Here is a 14664-nt window from a genome sequence, read left to right on the forward strand (position 1 = left end):
CGGGCCGATCTGTTCGATTACCTTGAGCGGTTCCACAACCCGCGCATGCGTCGTAGAGTTGCTCGGCGCGACCGGGAGTTTTCAGCCTTAATCAAACCGTCCGTGGAAACGGGGTAGAACCCGAAAACCCATTCCCGAAGGCAGCGGCAACCTGATGGCGCGGGAACTCCCGGAGCAAGGCATAAATCGTGGCGACCAAGGCGTAATTGACAAAACGATCGGCATTTTCGACGATGAACTTGCCGATATCCTGCGGCGTGAACCTGACCAGCACGAGCGTTCCTAGCTCATACTTGTCGCGCCCCTTCGCGCTCGCCCACAACTCCCTGACATATCCGGACGTGACCTTCTCGTTCCTGACCTTCCGGAAATCGGCCACACCCAGCATGCTCCACTCGTAGTAATCGGTGTCCAGAACCAGCGAGTGAAGGGATATGGCTCGATTTTCTCCCGGGTTCAGATTGACGCCAAGTTCTTCAGCCAGACCTCTATGTGCCGTTACGTAGGGATTCGGCTTGCCGTCTGCCCTGTCCACATCCCGTTCGTCCATGCCCTCGACGACCCCGCAGGCGATTTTTCCGGCATTGACCGCCGTTTGATGGCTGCGCTCGGCAAAAACCATGTCCCCGTCCAGGGTGATGACCGCAAGCGAGACGCCAAAAGAGTTGCTGAAGAAGGGATGGACGTCATTTGCCTGCCGTTCCAGCACGGACTTTCGGACGTTGGCAGGCAATTTTTGATAAACACCGGTTCTTGTACGTTGCGTCAGATAATCCGTCTGGGCGAACGACAGATTCAACCCGCTTGCCTCATTCATTCCGTCACGAAACTGGTGATAACGCTTCAGCCCGAATTTGGTCCCGTTGAATATTTTCCTTGACCCCAGCATGTCCTGCCAGCGCTGTTTCGAAGCGATCCACAGCTCCTTGTACGCATCATCCACTTCCGTGTCTCCGTGGCTCCATTCCGATTCCGACTGCAAGGTGGCGACGATGTTCTTCTCGTCTATGCCCCTGGGATCGAATGCCGCCACGAAAATGGACGACCTGATCCCGCAAAAGGAGAAATTCTTCCCGTTCTCCTTGGCCATCAATGCCGCGGACCGGGATCGGGTCCTGCGAATGAATACCTGGGATTCCAGCCATCCGAGGACGCGGTCTGCATATCTCTGGATAATGGCGCCGGCCAACGCACCAAGAACGAATATAATGACCTGATTCATGAGCCCCTGATCCAACATGAAAAAACCTCCGGAACCCAGAATAAGGGAAAATGACACGGGGGACAATTTAAGCAGCGGAACAGGCGGACAGCCGACCCCCGCGCCTACGCGTGGTCAAGTTGCGCCACCCACTGCGGCCAACGAGAAGACGCGCTGCTCACGCCGCAGGCGGCATACACCGCCCTTGCCGCCACCGCACCGGATCGCACCAACGCCTGCCACCGCCTCGTGCATGAAGCCTTGGCCGACGACAACCTTGCCGCCAACCGCGCCTGCCTCCAGCAACAGCGCGCTTTCGGCCGCGACGACTTCCGCGCCATGGTCGAGGCCAAGACGCAACGCTTCGCCGGTGTGCGGACCGCGCATCGGCCAGCGCGCGGCGCCGCCGAAAGAAGGAAGTGAACCTGCCCCGTTTCTCGCGTGTTTTCCCCCATGCCATTTCCGAGTACATTTTCTCGCGACGCCGGCCTTGAGCAGCTCCCGTAGTCGACAGCCCGCATCGCTCCGGGCAAGCGAATGTCCCCGCCACTTCGGGGGTTTCAGCCCTTGAAACCTGCAGCCCCGTCTGCGCAACGGTTGACGACGCCCATGCAGTTGACTGAATTCATTCCAGACCAGATCTGGTTGCTCGATTATCCCGTCAACTACGCCGGGTGCCGGTTCAATGCACGGATGAGCATCGTCCGCCTGGCGACCGGCGCCTTGATGTTGCACTCGCCCTGTGACCTGGATGACGCGTCCGCGAACGCGATTGCACGGCTTGGCCCGGTCAGCAGCATCGTTGCCCCGGGATCGTTTCACCACATGTACGTGGCGAAAGCGCAGGCCCGCTTTCCTGCGGCCCGGACCTATCTTTGTCCCGGTGTTGAACGGAAGGTTCCAGGCCTGCGTTTCGACTGGATACTGGGGGACCGCCCGCCGACGGAATGGGGCGGCACGATGGATCAGGTGCTCATTCGCGGCTGCCGCTTCATGTGGGAAGTCGCCATGCTGCACAAGCCAAGCAAGACCCTGCTGCTGGTGGATGCCATCGAAAACTTCACGGACAGGACCGCCGACGTCGGCTGGCAGGTAAAGGCCTGGTTCAAGCTGTTTGGCATGTGGAACAAGCCCAGACCCGCGCCCGAGTACCGGCTCGGCTGGAGCGACAAGGTGGCGGCACGTTCTTCGCTGGAAAAAATCCTGGCCTGGGATTTCGACAGCATCGTGCTGTCGCATGGCGACAACATCACCGAGAACGCGAAAGAGCAGGCGCGCCGGGCATGGACGCCGCCGCTCAGGTAGAGACCGAAGGCAGGCCAGAGTGCACCTTCCATGCACTTCGCGGGGCAACCCACTTCGCCGGCCCGGCGCACCCATGGGGCGGCGATGGCGGCACGGAAGCGGTCGCACCCGAGCACTTGCCGACACTGCAGATGCAGCCGCAGGGCGGTCAGCTCATCATCGGCAACGGCTTCCGTGACCAGCTCGCGACAGGCCGCTTGCCGTGAGTTCGCCTCACACCCCGAAAAAACGCACGATCATCAAGTGAACCCGGCCCCTTTTTTGGGGCCGCCTTCTTCCGAATAAATGCACACGCCCAATGCATGGCTCTTGGCCTGGTACATGGCGACGTCCGCGGCGCGCAGGTAGCCATCGGTGGTCGCGAAGCCGGCCTGGCTGCTGACCACCCCGATGCTTGCACCGCAGGTCACGGCGTGCGTGCCGATCCGATAGGGCGCCGCGAGGGCGGCGGCAATCTGTCGGGCCCGTTCGATTGCACCGGCGTGATCGACAGACTCAAGCAGTACGTTGAACTCATCGCCACTCATGCGGGCGACCAGATCAACCGCACGCACGCAGGATTCGAGCCGGCGTGCCACCTGCTGCAACAGCTGGTCACCCACATGGTGTCCAAGCGTGTCATTGACTGCCTTGAACTGATCGAGGTCCAGCAGCAGCACGGCAAACTTGGTGGTGTCGCCCTGGGGCAGTGCGTCAGCACCTTTCGAAACGCCGTCCTGATGCAGCGCGATGGCGTGCTCGAGGCGATCGCGAAACAGCGGCCGGCCAGGCAAGTTGGTCAAGGCGTCGTACGAGCTGCCGCGTTCCGCCAGATCGCTCAGTGACCCGGCCATCCGCACGGCCACGCCGTCCTCGAATTGGGCGACCCCGCGCCAATTGAGCCACACCAAGCGCCCCGATCCGTGCCGCGCGCGAAAATCCACTGAAAAGTTCGGGCGGTGGCCGGACAGGTGCCGGCGATACGCCATCTGCACGCGCTCATGGTCATCGGGATCAATCAGCTGTTGCAGAAAGTGCCAGCCATCGTCATGCAGGCTGCCGGTATCGCTCAGCCCGACAATCTCACGGAAGCGCTGGGACACATGCAGGACGCCCGTCTGCAGGTTCCAATCCCAGATGCCGTCATTGGAGCCGCGGGTGGCAAGGGCATAGCGGTTGTCCGATTGCACCAGCTCCAGCTCGGTACTTTTTTGCCGGGTCACGTCGATCATCAGGCCGATCATGCGCGTCGGGCGATCGGGGTCGACATCCACGCGGCAAAGGTCGCGTACCCAGATGACCTCGCCGGACTTGGCAATCAGCCGGTAACTCATCTCATACGCATAACTGTGCGTTGCGTTGTACGCGGCATCGTCAATGGCCAGTGCTGCCGGCAAGTCATCAGGATGCACATGCGCCCGCCAGAAACCCGGGTCGGATCGCCACTCTTCCACCGAGTAGCCAAAAAGGCGCTCGACCTGCGGGCTCAGGAACGTGTTGCCCACGCCGAGCTCGGCCTCCCAGACGACACCGTCGATGGTTTCCAGCAACCGCAGGAAGCGCTGGCGGACCTCCATCAACACGTGCTCGGTGAGCTCGGTGATCTCGATCAGAACACCCTGGCGACTGATCACCCGGCTCGCTGCGTCCGTCTTTGGCTGAAGCTGCAGACGCATCCAGCGATAGTCCGAGTCGGCCCGGCGCAGCCGGAACACCGGCATGCCCGATCTCAAGGTTCCGATGTCGTCCGGATGCACGAACTCGAGCAAAGACCGGCCGAGCGCCCCCTCCACCGCATGGCCCGTGAGCTTGTGCCAGGCGGGATTCAAGTACGTGATGTTCCACAGGGCGTCCGTCTGCACCACCGCGTCGGGCAGCAGTTGCAGAAGCTCTTCGGAAGGCGTGGGATGGGCAGGCATGTGCTGTTCATGCTCACCGATGCGCCATCTTCCAGTCCAGCCCCTTGGCGGGATGTCGGGGCCGAAAAAAAGGAAAAAAGGGAACGTGGGCAATCAGGGGCAAGCCTGCCGGCAGCAGGCATGCTGACCCAACCTCAGGCACAAGCGCTTCAGTGCGTTGTGGCAAGGACGCTTCAACCCCTGTCTGGTGCAAAGAGAACGCTACCTGCTGACTGTCGTGCGCTACACCGAGCTCAACCCGGTACGCGCCGCCATGGTCGAGGCGCCGCAAGACCACGCCACGTCCCCTTTAATTCGTTTGTTGCGGCGTCGTACCCGCCGCGATTGGCGCCGGAACGGCCACCACCTGGTTTCCGCCCTGCTCCTTGGCGCGGTAGAGCGCCTGGTCCGCACGTTGCAGCACGGTTTCCTGGTCGTCCCAGCTCTGGAGCAAGGTGGCCCCAAGCGATGCGGTTACCTGCCCGACAGGCGCGACGGACAAGTCGGCGATCGCCAACCGCAGGCGTTCGGCCACCCGCTGCAAGCCGGGCGCATCGACGTTCGGCACGATCACCAGGAATTCTTCGCCACCCCAGCGCGAGATGGTTTTGCCCGCGCGCAGCAGCCCCCGGCAAGCGTCGGCCACCGCCTGCAGCACCTTGTCGCCCATCGGATGGCCGTGCGTGTCGTTGATCGCCTTGAACTTGTCCAGGTCCAGCATGATCAGGCCGGCAGGGATCCGTTCGCTCAGCACCTGGCGCAACATCTGCTCGCCGAGCAGGCGGCTCTGCACGCCGGTCAGCGGATCCCGGCGCAGCATGACCTCCATCCGGTCCCGTTCCAGGGCCAGTCGCCTGATCTTGCCGACCAGCGCCCGCTGCACCGGCAGCAGGACGACGACCATGATGCTCGCCGGGCCATACGCCATCAGCAGATCCCGGCCCCGCGGCGACCACATTTCCCGCCCATGCAACAGCAGGTAGACGAGCACCGGCAGTGCGATCAGCACCCAGCTCAGCGCGGCCACGAGAAAAGCCAGCCGGCCGGGGACGAAGATCATCAGCATGGCCAGGAATACCACGAACAACGACGACACGGGCGGCAGGATGTCGATCAACTGCATGCCGGGCGTCAGGGTCGCCTGCAACGTGTAGAGCCAAGCCGGCGCCGCAAGCGCGACGCCCGCAGCCAGCAGATCGATTCGCACGATGCCGAGTACCCAATCCGGACGCCGCACCAGGGCCGTGATCAGACCGACACTGAGCACACAGAAGGCGGGAGGAACGACCAGATCCATCATGCGATGGATGGGCGCAAGCCAATGGATCAGGGTGGCGCAGGCGCTGGCGAACAACGTCAACGCCAGCATGATCATGACCGCGATGCGGACGTAGCGCTCGTCGGGGTCTTGCGCTTGCGTCATGGGACTCCTGAAATTGCTGGCGCGCTCAATGGACCCGCCTGCCGGACGAAACTACTCGCCGGCATGCGGGCATGCCTGCATTATCGGTCGGAAAACCGGTCACTTGAATCCGGCCGCGCAAACGGGGCGCAGGAAGTCAGGCGACGCGAAGGCTGGCTCATTGCCCACGCGCCGCGCCTCCTCCGCAGGTCCGAGATCACGCGCAGCCGGTCACGACACCCCACGCCAGTTCCCTTGAGTCGGGAGCGACAGCTCTGACGCGCACCGAAGCTTGTCGAACATGGCTCAGCCAAGTCGTCGGCGACGACGGGTCGACCGCCACTCGCCAGCGACCGCAAGGCAGCAACGGGCACTTGCCTTCAGGCCATGGCAGAGAGAACTTCAGGCCACAGCCACACTCAAGAACCCAGCGCCGGCCGCGCGCCTCCGCCGCCAAACAAGGGGCGGAGTCGACTTTCTGCAAACCATTTGCAGCTGAAGTGCACTCTGACCCCTGTTTGCTGCCGCCCCTTTTTGCCGCCGCCACCCTTCCCCGGTCAGCGATCGACCCTGCCGGGCAGCGACAGATCGCCCGAGGCGACCTTGAATACGTCGGCAACGCACAGCAGCGGATCGTGCACGCTGGCGTTGACGCGCAAGGCGGCGGTGACACCGTCGAAACCGGCGTCGTCGACGGCGCCGATGTCGTCGAACGGCACCCGGACCTCCAGCGAATGTCCGTCGAAGACGGGGCTCCAGCCGGGGCTGTCGATCAGGATCGGCAGCCCCGGCCACGTCCTGGGCAGTCGCGGCTTGCTGCCCTCGGCGATGTCAACGACCTTCAGCGCACCCTTGCCGCAGGCATCGTCGGATTGCAGCACCACCCAGTGCGAGTGCCACAGGTCGCCGTCGTTGCCGGGGTCGCCGTCGCGGTTCTCGTCGAACAAGGGTGTGTCGTCGAAATCGGGATGCGCGGTGACCACGAACGCGAGGATGCCGCTGCCGTGCTCGAAGCCGACCAGGTAGGGATCGAGCGTGGTCGGCCACACGTAGGAGAACACGCTGCTGCCGGCGAGCTTGCCGGTCTTCGCCGGCTTGCTGTCGCCGGCCTTGCCGGATACGGCGATGTGAAACGTGGCGATGTTGCCCTTGGTGCTGATGCGGGTATGCACGATGTCGAACGGCGCCTGCACGGCCTTGGCCGGTGCGCTGGCGATGCCGCCGGCGTGCCTGCTGCCATCGTGGGCGAAGCTGGCCGAGCCGCCCAGCAGCAGTGCCACGGCGATGGCAAGACGCGTGCGGGCGCCGAACGGGTGGCGTGGATGCAACGGCGGGTGTGCGGACATGACAACTCCTCATCGGGGGGATGTGCCGCCTTGGCGAGTGCCTGGCGGTGTGCGGATAGCGTCACCCCGCAGCGCCCTTCATAAGTGTTATTTTGTCCATGAAATACCACCGATCGTCCAGGATACGGAAGCAAACCATGGCCAGCCTCGATCGCTTGTCGTCACTGATGGAGCGTTTCCACGTGCGGGCGCACCTGTTTCATGCCGGGGCGCTGTGCGGGTTGACCCAATTCGATGCCAGGCCGGGACGAGGTTTCCTGCACGTGTTGCGGCGGGGCGAACTGGTGGTGACGCATCGCCCGCGCAGTGGTGTATCGCGCCGCATCGAGGTTGCCGAACCGAGCTTGTTGTTCTACCCGCGCCCGCTGGCGCACAGCTTTCACAACGCACCGGCCGAGGGCTCGGATTTCGTCTGCGCCACGCTCGATTTCGATGGCGGCGCGCAACATCCGCTGGCGCGCGCCTTGCCGTCGCTGCTGGTGCTGCCGCTGCGGGCGGTGGACGGCCTGGAGCACACGCTGGCGCTGCTGTTCGCGGAAGCCGAGCGGGTGCGCTGCGGCCAGCGCCTGCTGGCCGACCGTCTGTTCGACGTGCTGGTGCTGCAACTGCTGCGCTGGCTGCTCGACCACCCCGCAGAGGCGAAACTGCCGCCGGGCATGCTGGTCGGCCTGTCGGACCCGAAGCTGGCGCGCACGCTGACGGCGATCCACGAGCAACCCGGCGCGGACTGGTCGCTGGCCACCATGGCCGAGACCGCCGGCATGTCGCGCAGTGCGTTTGCCGCGGCCTTCAGGCAGCACGTCGGCCACACGCCGGTCGAATACCTCACGCAATGGCGCATTGCCATCGCGCAGGTGATGCTTCGCCATGGCGCTTCGTTGAAGACGGCGAGCCTGCGGCTCGGCTATCGCAACGCTTCGTCACTGTCGCGCGTCTTCACTCAGTCCGTGGGCATGTCGCCGCGCGCGTGGTTGCGTAAGGAGCCAAAACCAAAACAGGGGGCAGAGTAGAATTTTCGACGAGCCTCGTGGGCCTTCCCTCTCTGGCCACGCCGGACACAACGCCTCCACCACCTCCATCGGTACCCGGCGCAAGGTACTCGGCATGCGGGGTCAACCGGGATCGATCCGCTCGCCGACCTGTGCGCCATGGCTCGACCACGGCCAGTCGCCCGGTTGCGACCCCACCCACGCACGAACCGGATCAAGTTCGATATGCGGCTGCAGGCAAGGAAGCAACACCCCCGAGTCCACCAGGCTCGCCTTGCAGCGTCCTTCCCACAGCGCCCATGTACGGCCGTGCCGTCCGTCCCCTCACCCCAGCCGCCGCCGGAAATTGTCCTCTGCACCTTTTCCGCTCTTGACCTGCATCAACACCGCCGCCCGCCGCCATCCCAACATGGAGCCCACGACCACTTCGCCAGGCGGAGGACAAGCCATGACACTTGCCAACCGCATGCTCATCGTCTGCTACAGCCGCAGCGGCACGACCGCGCGCGTCGGCGATGCCCTGGCCCGGCGCCTGGGCACGGACGTGGTGATGATCCAGGACCAGCGGACGCATGGTCGCGTGTCCGTCTGGCGGGCCATGCTCGATCGCCTGTTCAACACCCTGCCACCCATCGCCCCGATCGCGACGCCGCTGGATAGCCATGACCTGATCGTGCTCGGAACCCCGGTCTGGGGAGGGCGTGCCGCAGCCCCCATGCGCCGGTTCCTCAAGGACTACGGGCCGAGCCTGCCTGCGGTGGCATTCTTCTGCACCATGGGCGGCAGCGGAGCCGCAAGCACCTTCGAAGACATGCAGGCGCGGCTGGGCAAGCCGCCGCGCGCCAGCTGTTCGTTCGACGCCAAGGCGCTGAACAACGGCAGCTACCTGGGCGCGCTCGACCACTTCGCGATGCAGCTGGCCGGCGATGCGCACTCGCCGCTTCCACGCCAGCCGGCACCCGGCGGCATCCCCATGCACCGTTAGGTGAGCAAAGGCGGGGGCACCGTGCATTTCCCCGGCAGGTGCTCGTCTGCGCGGCGCCCTGGAAAAGCCACGCGCCGAGGGGAAAATGAGCCAACCCCCTTTTGGGGGCCAAGGCACCAAGACCGCGCAATCCCTTCGCATCCTGCTGCCCGCCAGGCCAATCGCACGCTGTCGGAAAGTGCACTCTGACCCGGGCTTTGCTTGTGCCAGAATTCCGGCTTCAATCCATCGGGCGATGCATAGATGAAGACCATCGGGCTGATCGGCGGGATGAGCTGGGAATCCACCCTGCACTACTACCAGCGCATCAACGAGCTGGTCGCCGCGCGCCTGGGCGGCCTGCACTCGGCGAGGTTGTTGTTGTGGAGTGTGGAGTTTGCCGAGATCGCGGCCCTGCAACACGCCGATGACTGGGATGCCGCCGGCCGCATCCTCGCCGATGCCGCGCGCCGGCTGGAAAACGCCGGGGCCGAAGGCCTGTTGATCTGCGCCAACACGATGCACCGGGTGGCACCTGCGGTCGAGGCGGCCGTCAGCGTTCCCGTGCTGCACCTTGCCAACATCACCGCCCGTGCCTTGCTGGCCGACGGCCACCGCCGCGCCGCGTTGCTCGGTACGCGCTTCACCATGGCCCAGCCGTTCTACCGCGAACGGCTGGAACGTCACGGCCTGTCCATCAGCGTGCCGACGCCGGAGGAACAGGACACGCTGCACCAGATCATCTTCGACGAGCTGGTGAAAGGACGCGTGGAAGCAACATCGCGCGAACGCTTCATCATCATCATGCGCCGGATGCATGCCGCGGGCGCGCAGGCGGTGATCCTCGGCTGCACCGAGTTCGGCATGCTACTGCGCCCAGGGGACGCGCCGGACATCCCGCGCGTCGACACCACCGAACTGCACTGCCAGGCTGCCGTGGACTGGATGCTCGCGGAACGCTCGGGTCACGACGGTGCGATCTGATGGAAGTCGAGTCTGACTCCTGTTTTCGGAAGCCAGCCGAAACATTGGAAAAATGAACCTGCCCCCCTTTTTCTAGCCCGCTGAAATCGACCGTGCCGTCTGCATCGCGCAGGCTATTTCCCAAGGCCTCGCCCATGTCTCGCTGGTTGCGAAACATCCTGCTGTTGCTGGCGCCAGTCGCGCTGGCGGCCTGCTCCGCGCGGGGCGATGCCACCCGCCCGGTGCCCACCACACGGGTTCAGGCCTCGCGACAAGTCCTGCCTGCGCACGACCGGCGCGTGGTGGTGATGCTGCCCGGCCGCGGAGACGACCTTGCCGGCCTGCAACGGCGGGGCGCTGCGCAGATCATCCAGAGCGAATGGCCCGACGCCGATGTCATCCTTGCCGGCCTCACCCTGCCCTACTACCGCAGCGGGGTGGCCACGCGCCGCCTGCACGACGAAGTGATCGCGCCGCTGAAGTTGCAGGGTTACCGTCATATCTGGGTAGCCGGCATCTCGCTGGGCGGCCTGGGTGCGCTGCTGTACGACCAGGCCTATCCCGGCCAGCTCGACGGCATGCTGCTGCTGTCGCCGTACCTGGGAGACGACGCGATCCAGCAGGAGATCCGCGCCGCCGGGGGCCTGTCGGCATGGAACCCTGGGCCGGTGCAGCCGATGGGGCCGCGCACGTTCCAGCACGAACTATGGCGCTATCTGAAGCAATGGGCACAAGATCCCGCACGCACGCAAACAGTGTGGCTGGCCTACGGCACAAACGAACGCTTCCGCGCAGGCATCGAGCTGATGAGCCCGCTGTTGCCGGCCGAGCACGTGCGCATGCTGCCCGGGCGTCACAACTGGGCGCTGTGGAATCCGGCGCTGCACCAGTTGCTGCAGGCAGCGCCGCCGGCCTCGCACTAGCGCGGTCGCACCCAAAGGGGTCCGCACCCAAAGGGGTCAGGTTCATTTTCCTACAGCCGGACGAGGTACTTGGCTGCGCGCTTGACGGAATCCAGCGGCAGCCGTGTCGTGTCGCCATGGGCATGCTGAGCCGACTCATCCCAGCGGACGCCTACCATGGCCAGACTGCCACGACTTGACCTGCCAGGCATCCCGCAACACGTCGTGCAACGTGGCAATGATCGGCAGGCATGCTTCGCTGCCAACGTCGATTACGGACAATACCTGCAGGAACTAGGCGAAGCCGCGCTCAAGCATGACTGCGCCGTACACGCCTTCGTACTGATGACCAACCATGTCCACCTGCTTGTGACGCCATCCGGCACGGGTGCCGTTTCCCGCATGATGCAAGCGGTTGGGCGTCGCTACGTCGGCAGCTTCAACGCACGCTATCGGCGTACCGGCACATTGTGGGAGGGCCGATTCAAGGCCGCACTGATCGACTCGGAGCGCTACCTGATGGCCTGTTATCGCTATATCGAGCTCAACCCGGTCCGAGCCGGCATGACCACCATGCCCGGGGAATACCCGTGGTCGAGCTACGCCCACAATGCATGGGGAAAACAGCATCCACTGATCACCCCGCACCAGGAATATCTCAAGCTGGGATCCGATCCCGCCGCGCGCCAAGCGGCCTATCGCGAACTGATCCGCGAGCACCTGGACGAACCACAGCTCATCGCCTTGCGCCAACACACCCAACAACAACGTGCCTGGGGCAGCGACCGTTTCCGCCAACAGATCGAGGTCCTAACCCAGCGAGCCGTCAGCATCCGCCCGCGCGGCCGGCCACCGAAGCCACCCGAAACATCGGAAAAATGAACCTGACCCCTTTTTGGACAGAAAAATGAACCTGACCCCTTTTTGCTTGGCCCCCTTTCGGCGCTTGACTACGGACGACGAAATGGTGACACCTTTTTCGTATGACTCAGTCAACCTCTCGCAACTCAAGGTCAAAACGACGTCGGTCGCGCTCATACTTGATAATTCTAACCACCACCCAATCCCCAGGCTCAATGTCGCCGCCGAGTCCATTAAATCGGCTTTTATGGACCAAGCCATGTCCGCGAGAACCAAAATCGACAAAAAAACCATAGTGCTGCACCGATGAAACTTGCCCCACTTCATCGGACCCAGGGGGGTATTGCGATAACAATCCCTCGTAATTCTTGTATCCCGAATCGTTATCTATTAGACGAGCAACCTTATCAACGGCCGCACTCAATATCTCAGAATAGTCCTCCTTAAGATCAGCAATCACCTTCGCGTCTCCAAGGAGATAAGCATCGCGGGAACGCTCCAAGAAGGACAATAGCTTAGTGGCGCTGCTCAGCGCTGCCTGCCGACTATCGACAGGAAAAAGCCCACGACCAACCATATTATCAGCAACGGCCCTCGCCGCTTCCCTCGAATCGAATAACACATCCTCAGCGACGGTACTTAGATAATTTACATCTTGAATCAAGTCAAGATGCACATATCCCGCTGGAGCAATCGTAATAAGATCACTCAGTTCCACGATAGATCCACGACTCTCAGAATCAATGCAATCAGCCTCAACCAGAGACTGGACCTCCGAAAATATTCTATGAGATGAGAAGCCAAGCACCTGCAGATCTTCAACTAATGTAGAAACCTGATGAAATCCTTTGGTCCGATTAGGCCCATACTCACTACGCCGAGCGCGCAGCCATTGCAAAATTGCAATCCGGACGAATGGGTTAGGCTGGTGGTCATCATGAGAGGATGAGAAAAGATTCTTTACAGAAGAAGCAGCGTCTGAATAGTACCTACGCTGCCCCTTAAGTAGTATTTTTGAAACCAAATGATTAGGTATCTTATGCTCACCTAAGCTACTGCGAATCTTAAGAATTTCACTTTCGTTAATGTAGCCGCTCTTGCAAAAATCAAGAACAATTTCGAGACCGCGGCGAACATTACGCCCAGCAAGACCGGTGATGACGCGCCTAAAAAATCCGTCTTGAAAGAGCGAAGATACTATAGATTTCAGGTAGCCGCCGACCTCTTCTCGCTTGCACTCAATTCGCATGCCGTTAGACACCACGTACGAGAAACTTCTACCATTACTCGAAATATCACGCAGCGCGTATTTAAGTCGAGCGTGAATCACTTGTTCCAATAGCGGCGGATCTATTCTAAAGACCAGATCCTTGATCACCGTATCGAGCGGCGGCTGAGCCCTGTACTGATCGTAGGTCGTATCGCGCAACGGCAAGAAAATAGTGCAGGAAAGATTTGATTTCAGCCATGAGGCTACATCAAACATAAGAAGTTGATCATCGCGACCGCGTTTGTCGCAATTGTCGAGTACTACGACGAGTTGCTTTCCGCGATCAGCAAAAAAATGTGCGATGTACGCTTTTGCCGTCTCCAACCTATCCGATTCTAATCGCCTTAGCTCATCAAAAATTGCGCTCCTGAATTGCTCTGAATCAGGCGAAAAGAGCGCCGCGCGTCCTTTTTCAATTTTGGCGAGCTGAGAAGCATAGAGTTTCTTCAGAAATGCAAGCTCCTCAAAATCGACCGTTGGAAATTTTTCTTTCGTACACGAGACTAATTGATCAAGCACCCAATCATAGATCTTGTCTTTGGATACCGGTGCAACGTTTAAGTTAAGGCTGAGCCATGCGGTCGCGGACGCCAAGTCGGCGGGCAACCCTTGAACTCGCAAAAAATCCGTAAATGTGGATTTCCCAGTCCCCACACTACCAATTAACAGGCACATCTCGTTACGATTCGAAATTATCCGCTTCAGCTGATTGGTAACTTCGGTGGGCTTTTCAAGATCAGAGATAGCCCGTGCATCGCGAACGTGCGGCGGAACGGAGGCGCGAATAATTTTGTCGATCGACCCCACGTGCGACATTCGCCGTTTAGATGTTACGTATGCGTTTTGCACAACGGACTCTCGTTCCGCCATGCTCTCGGGATTGAAGAGATGCTTATATTCGACTGATATATTCGCACCAAATGAATTTTCGCCAATAATTTCTTCTGCTACCGACTTTCCGCCAAGGAGAGATGTAGGCTTGACAAACGTAGCTCCTTTGCTAGCGAGCTTCAGCACCTCTTGTGCTGCAGTGCTTACAGCCTGGACTCCAACCAGAGCGACAAACTTCTCAAAATCAGCATCGATTGATGAGACGGATGATGCCAATAGCTCAATTTCTGGCTCCGTCTGATCCCAAAATCCGGCTAGTATCTTGCTGCCGTCGGTAGCAATCACTCGTGCACACGGATTCAGTCCGGTTGAGTACAATGCATTAATTTCAGCGGAGTAAAGTCGCGCTTCTCGCAGTGCTTCAACAAGATCTTCACCAGGCGCCTTAACCTCAACGATAACAGAAGGGACGCCATCAATAACGATGGCATAATCCGGGAAGTAGAGTTTTTTCGCGCCGCCCTTGTCTATCGCAAGTTTCTTTATGTTTGACTTTGTCTTTACTTGCGAGCCTTCGAATCCGAGTCCATTAGGGCGCCTCTCTGTGAGAAGTGGATACACGAATTTCTGCTCGACATCGCTTTCCGTAGACAGCATCTCGTTCCCCCTCGATTTGCTATGGCACGGCCAACTGCTACATATTCCGCCGGTGCTCCCCACCCACGTCATACAGAAACGGGGTCAGGTTCACTT

The 14664-nt window shown here is 61.3% G+C and carries 13 protein-coding genes; 8 read left to right on the forward strand and 5 right to left on the reverse strand.

Going from position 1 to position 14664, the window contains the following annotated elements:
* Positions 1-91: 91 nt before the first annotated feature.
* Positions 92-1222 carry a hypothetical protein gene (locus tag B1991_RS17295; protein ID WP_136259930.1) on the reverse strand — a complete coding sequence of 377 codons (1131 nt, stop codon included), beginning with the start codon at positions 1220-1222 and terminating at the stop codon, positions 92-94.
* Positions 1223-1462: 240 nt separating this feature from the next.
* On the opposite strand from B1991_RS17295, the gene B1991_RS18820 reads away from it, so the two are divergent.
* The 3 genes from B1991_RS18820 to B1991_RS17305 all read left to right on the forward strand — a co-directional run bounded on the left by B1991_RS18820 (position 1463) and on the right by B1991_RS17305 (position 2712).
* A complete protein-coding gene (locus tag B1991_RS18820; RefSeq protein WP_168709699.1) occupies positions 1463-1624 on the forward strand; it encodes a hypothetical protein in 162 nt (53 codons plus the stop codon).
* Positions 1625-1810: 186 nt separating this feature from the next.
* Complete coding sequence (locus tag B1991_RS17300; RefSeq protein WP_136259931.1) at positions 1811-2506, forward strand: DUF4336 domain-containing protein; 696 nt, start codon at positions 1811-1813, stop codon at positions 2504-2506.
* Positions 2485-2712: a hypothetical protein gene (locus B1991_RS17305; protein ID WP_136259932.1), complete on the forward strand. Its 228-nt coding sequence runs from the start codon at positions 2485-2487 to the stop codon at positions 2710-2712. The genes B1991_RS17300 and B1991_RS17305 overlap by 22 nt, the downstream gene beginning before the upstream one ends.
* 33 nt (positions 2713-2745) lie before the next feature.
* On the opposite strand, the gene B1991_RS17310 is transcribed toward B1991_RS17305, so the two are convergent.
* The 3 genes from B1991_RS17310 to B1991_RS17325 all read right to left on the reverse strand — a co-directional run bounded on the left by B1991_RS17310 (position 2746) and on the right by B1991_RS17325 (position 7131).
* Complete coding sequence (locus B1991_RS17310) at positions 2746-4404, reverse strand: sensor domain-containing diguanylate cyclase (RefSeq protein ID WP_136259933.1); 1659 nt, start codon at positions 4402-4404, stop codon at positions 2746-2748.
* A 289-nt stretch (positions 4405-4693) separates the two neighbouring features.
* Positions 4694-5806: a GGDEF domain-containing protein gene (locus B1991_RS17320; protein WP_136259934.1), complete on the reverse strand. Its 1113-nt coding sequence runs from the start codon at positions 5804-5806 to the stop codon at positions 4694-4696.
* A gap of 536 nt (positions 5807-6342) precedes the next feature.
* Positions 6343-7131, reverse strand: a complete 789-nt coding sequence (locus B1991_RS17325) for a hypothetical protein (protein ID WP_136259935.1) — start codon at positions 7129-7131, stop codon at positions 6343-6345.
* Positions 7132-7268: 137 nt separating this feature from the next.
* Between B1991_RS17325 and B1991_RS17330 the strand changes: the two genes are divergently transcribed.
* The 5 genes from B1991_RS17330 (at position 7269) to B1991_RS17350 (ending at position 11831) form a co-directional block, all read left to right on the forward strand.
* Positions 7269-8141, forward strand: coding sequence for an AraC family transcriptional regulator (locus B1991_RS17330; protein ID WP_136259936.1), 873 nt, complete (start codon positions 7269-7271; stop codon positions 8139-8141).
* Positions 8142-8568: 427 nt separating this feature from the next.
* Positions 8569-9105: a flavodoxin family protein gene (locus B1991_RS18825; protein WP_168709700.1), complete on the forward strand. Its 537-nt coding sequence runs from the start codon at positions 8569-8571 to the stop codon at positions 9103-9105.
* Between the two features lie 243 nt (positions 9106-9348).
* Positions 9349-10068, forward strand: a complete 720-nt coding sequence (locus B1991_RS17340; RefSeq protein WP_136259938.1) for an aspartate/glutamate racemase family protein — start codon at positions 9349-9351, stop codon at positions 10066-10068.
* 134 nt (positions 10069-10202) lie between these two features.
* The gene (locus B1991_RS17345; protein WP_136259939.1) at positions 10203-10970 is read left to right on the forward strand and encodes an alpha/beta hydrolase-fold protein; all 768 of its coding nucleotides are present in this window, start codon (positions 10203-10205) and stop codon (positions 10968-10970) included.
* 156 nt (positions 10971-11126) lie between these two features.
* Positions 11127-11831, forward strand: a complete 705-nt coding sequence (locus B1991_RS17350; protein ID WP_136259940.1) for a transposase — start codon at positions 11127-11129, stop codon at positions 11829-11831.
* Between the two features lie 106 nt (positions 11832-11937).
* On the opposite strand, the gene B1991_RS17355 is transcribed toward B1991_RS17350, so the two are convergent.
* On the reverse strand, positions 11938-14568 hold the full coding sequence (locus B1991_RS17355) for a type I restriction endonuclease (RefSeq protein WP_168709701.1): 2631 nt from the start codon (positions 14566-14568) through the stop codon (positions 11938-11940).
* Positions 14569-14664: the final 96 nt, after the last annotated feature.

This window comes from Rhodanobacter lindaniclasticus, from assembly GCF_004799035.1.
GTDB classification, from domain to species: Bacteria; Pseudomonadota; Gammaproteobacteria; order Xanthomonadales; family Rhodanobacteraceae; genus Rhodanobacter; species Rhodanobacter lindaniclasticus.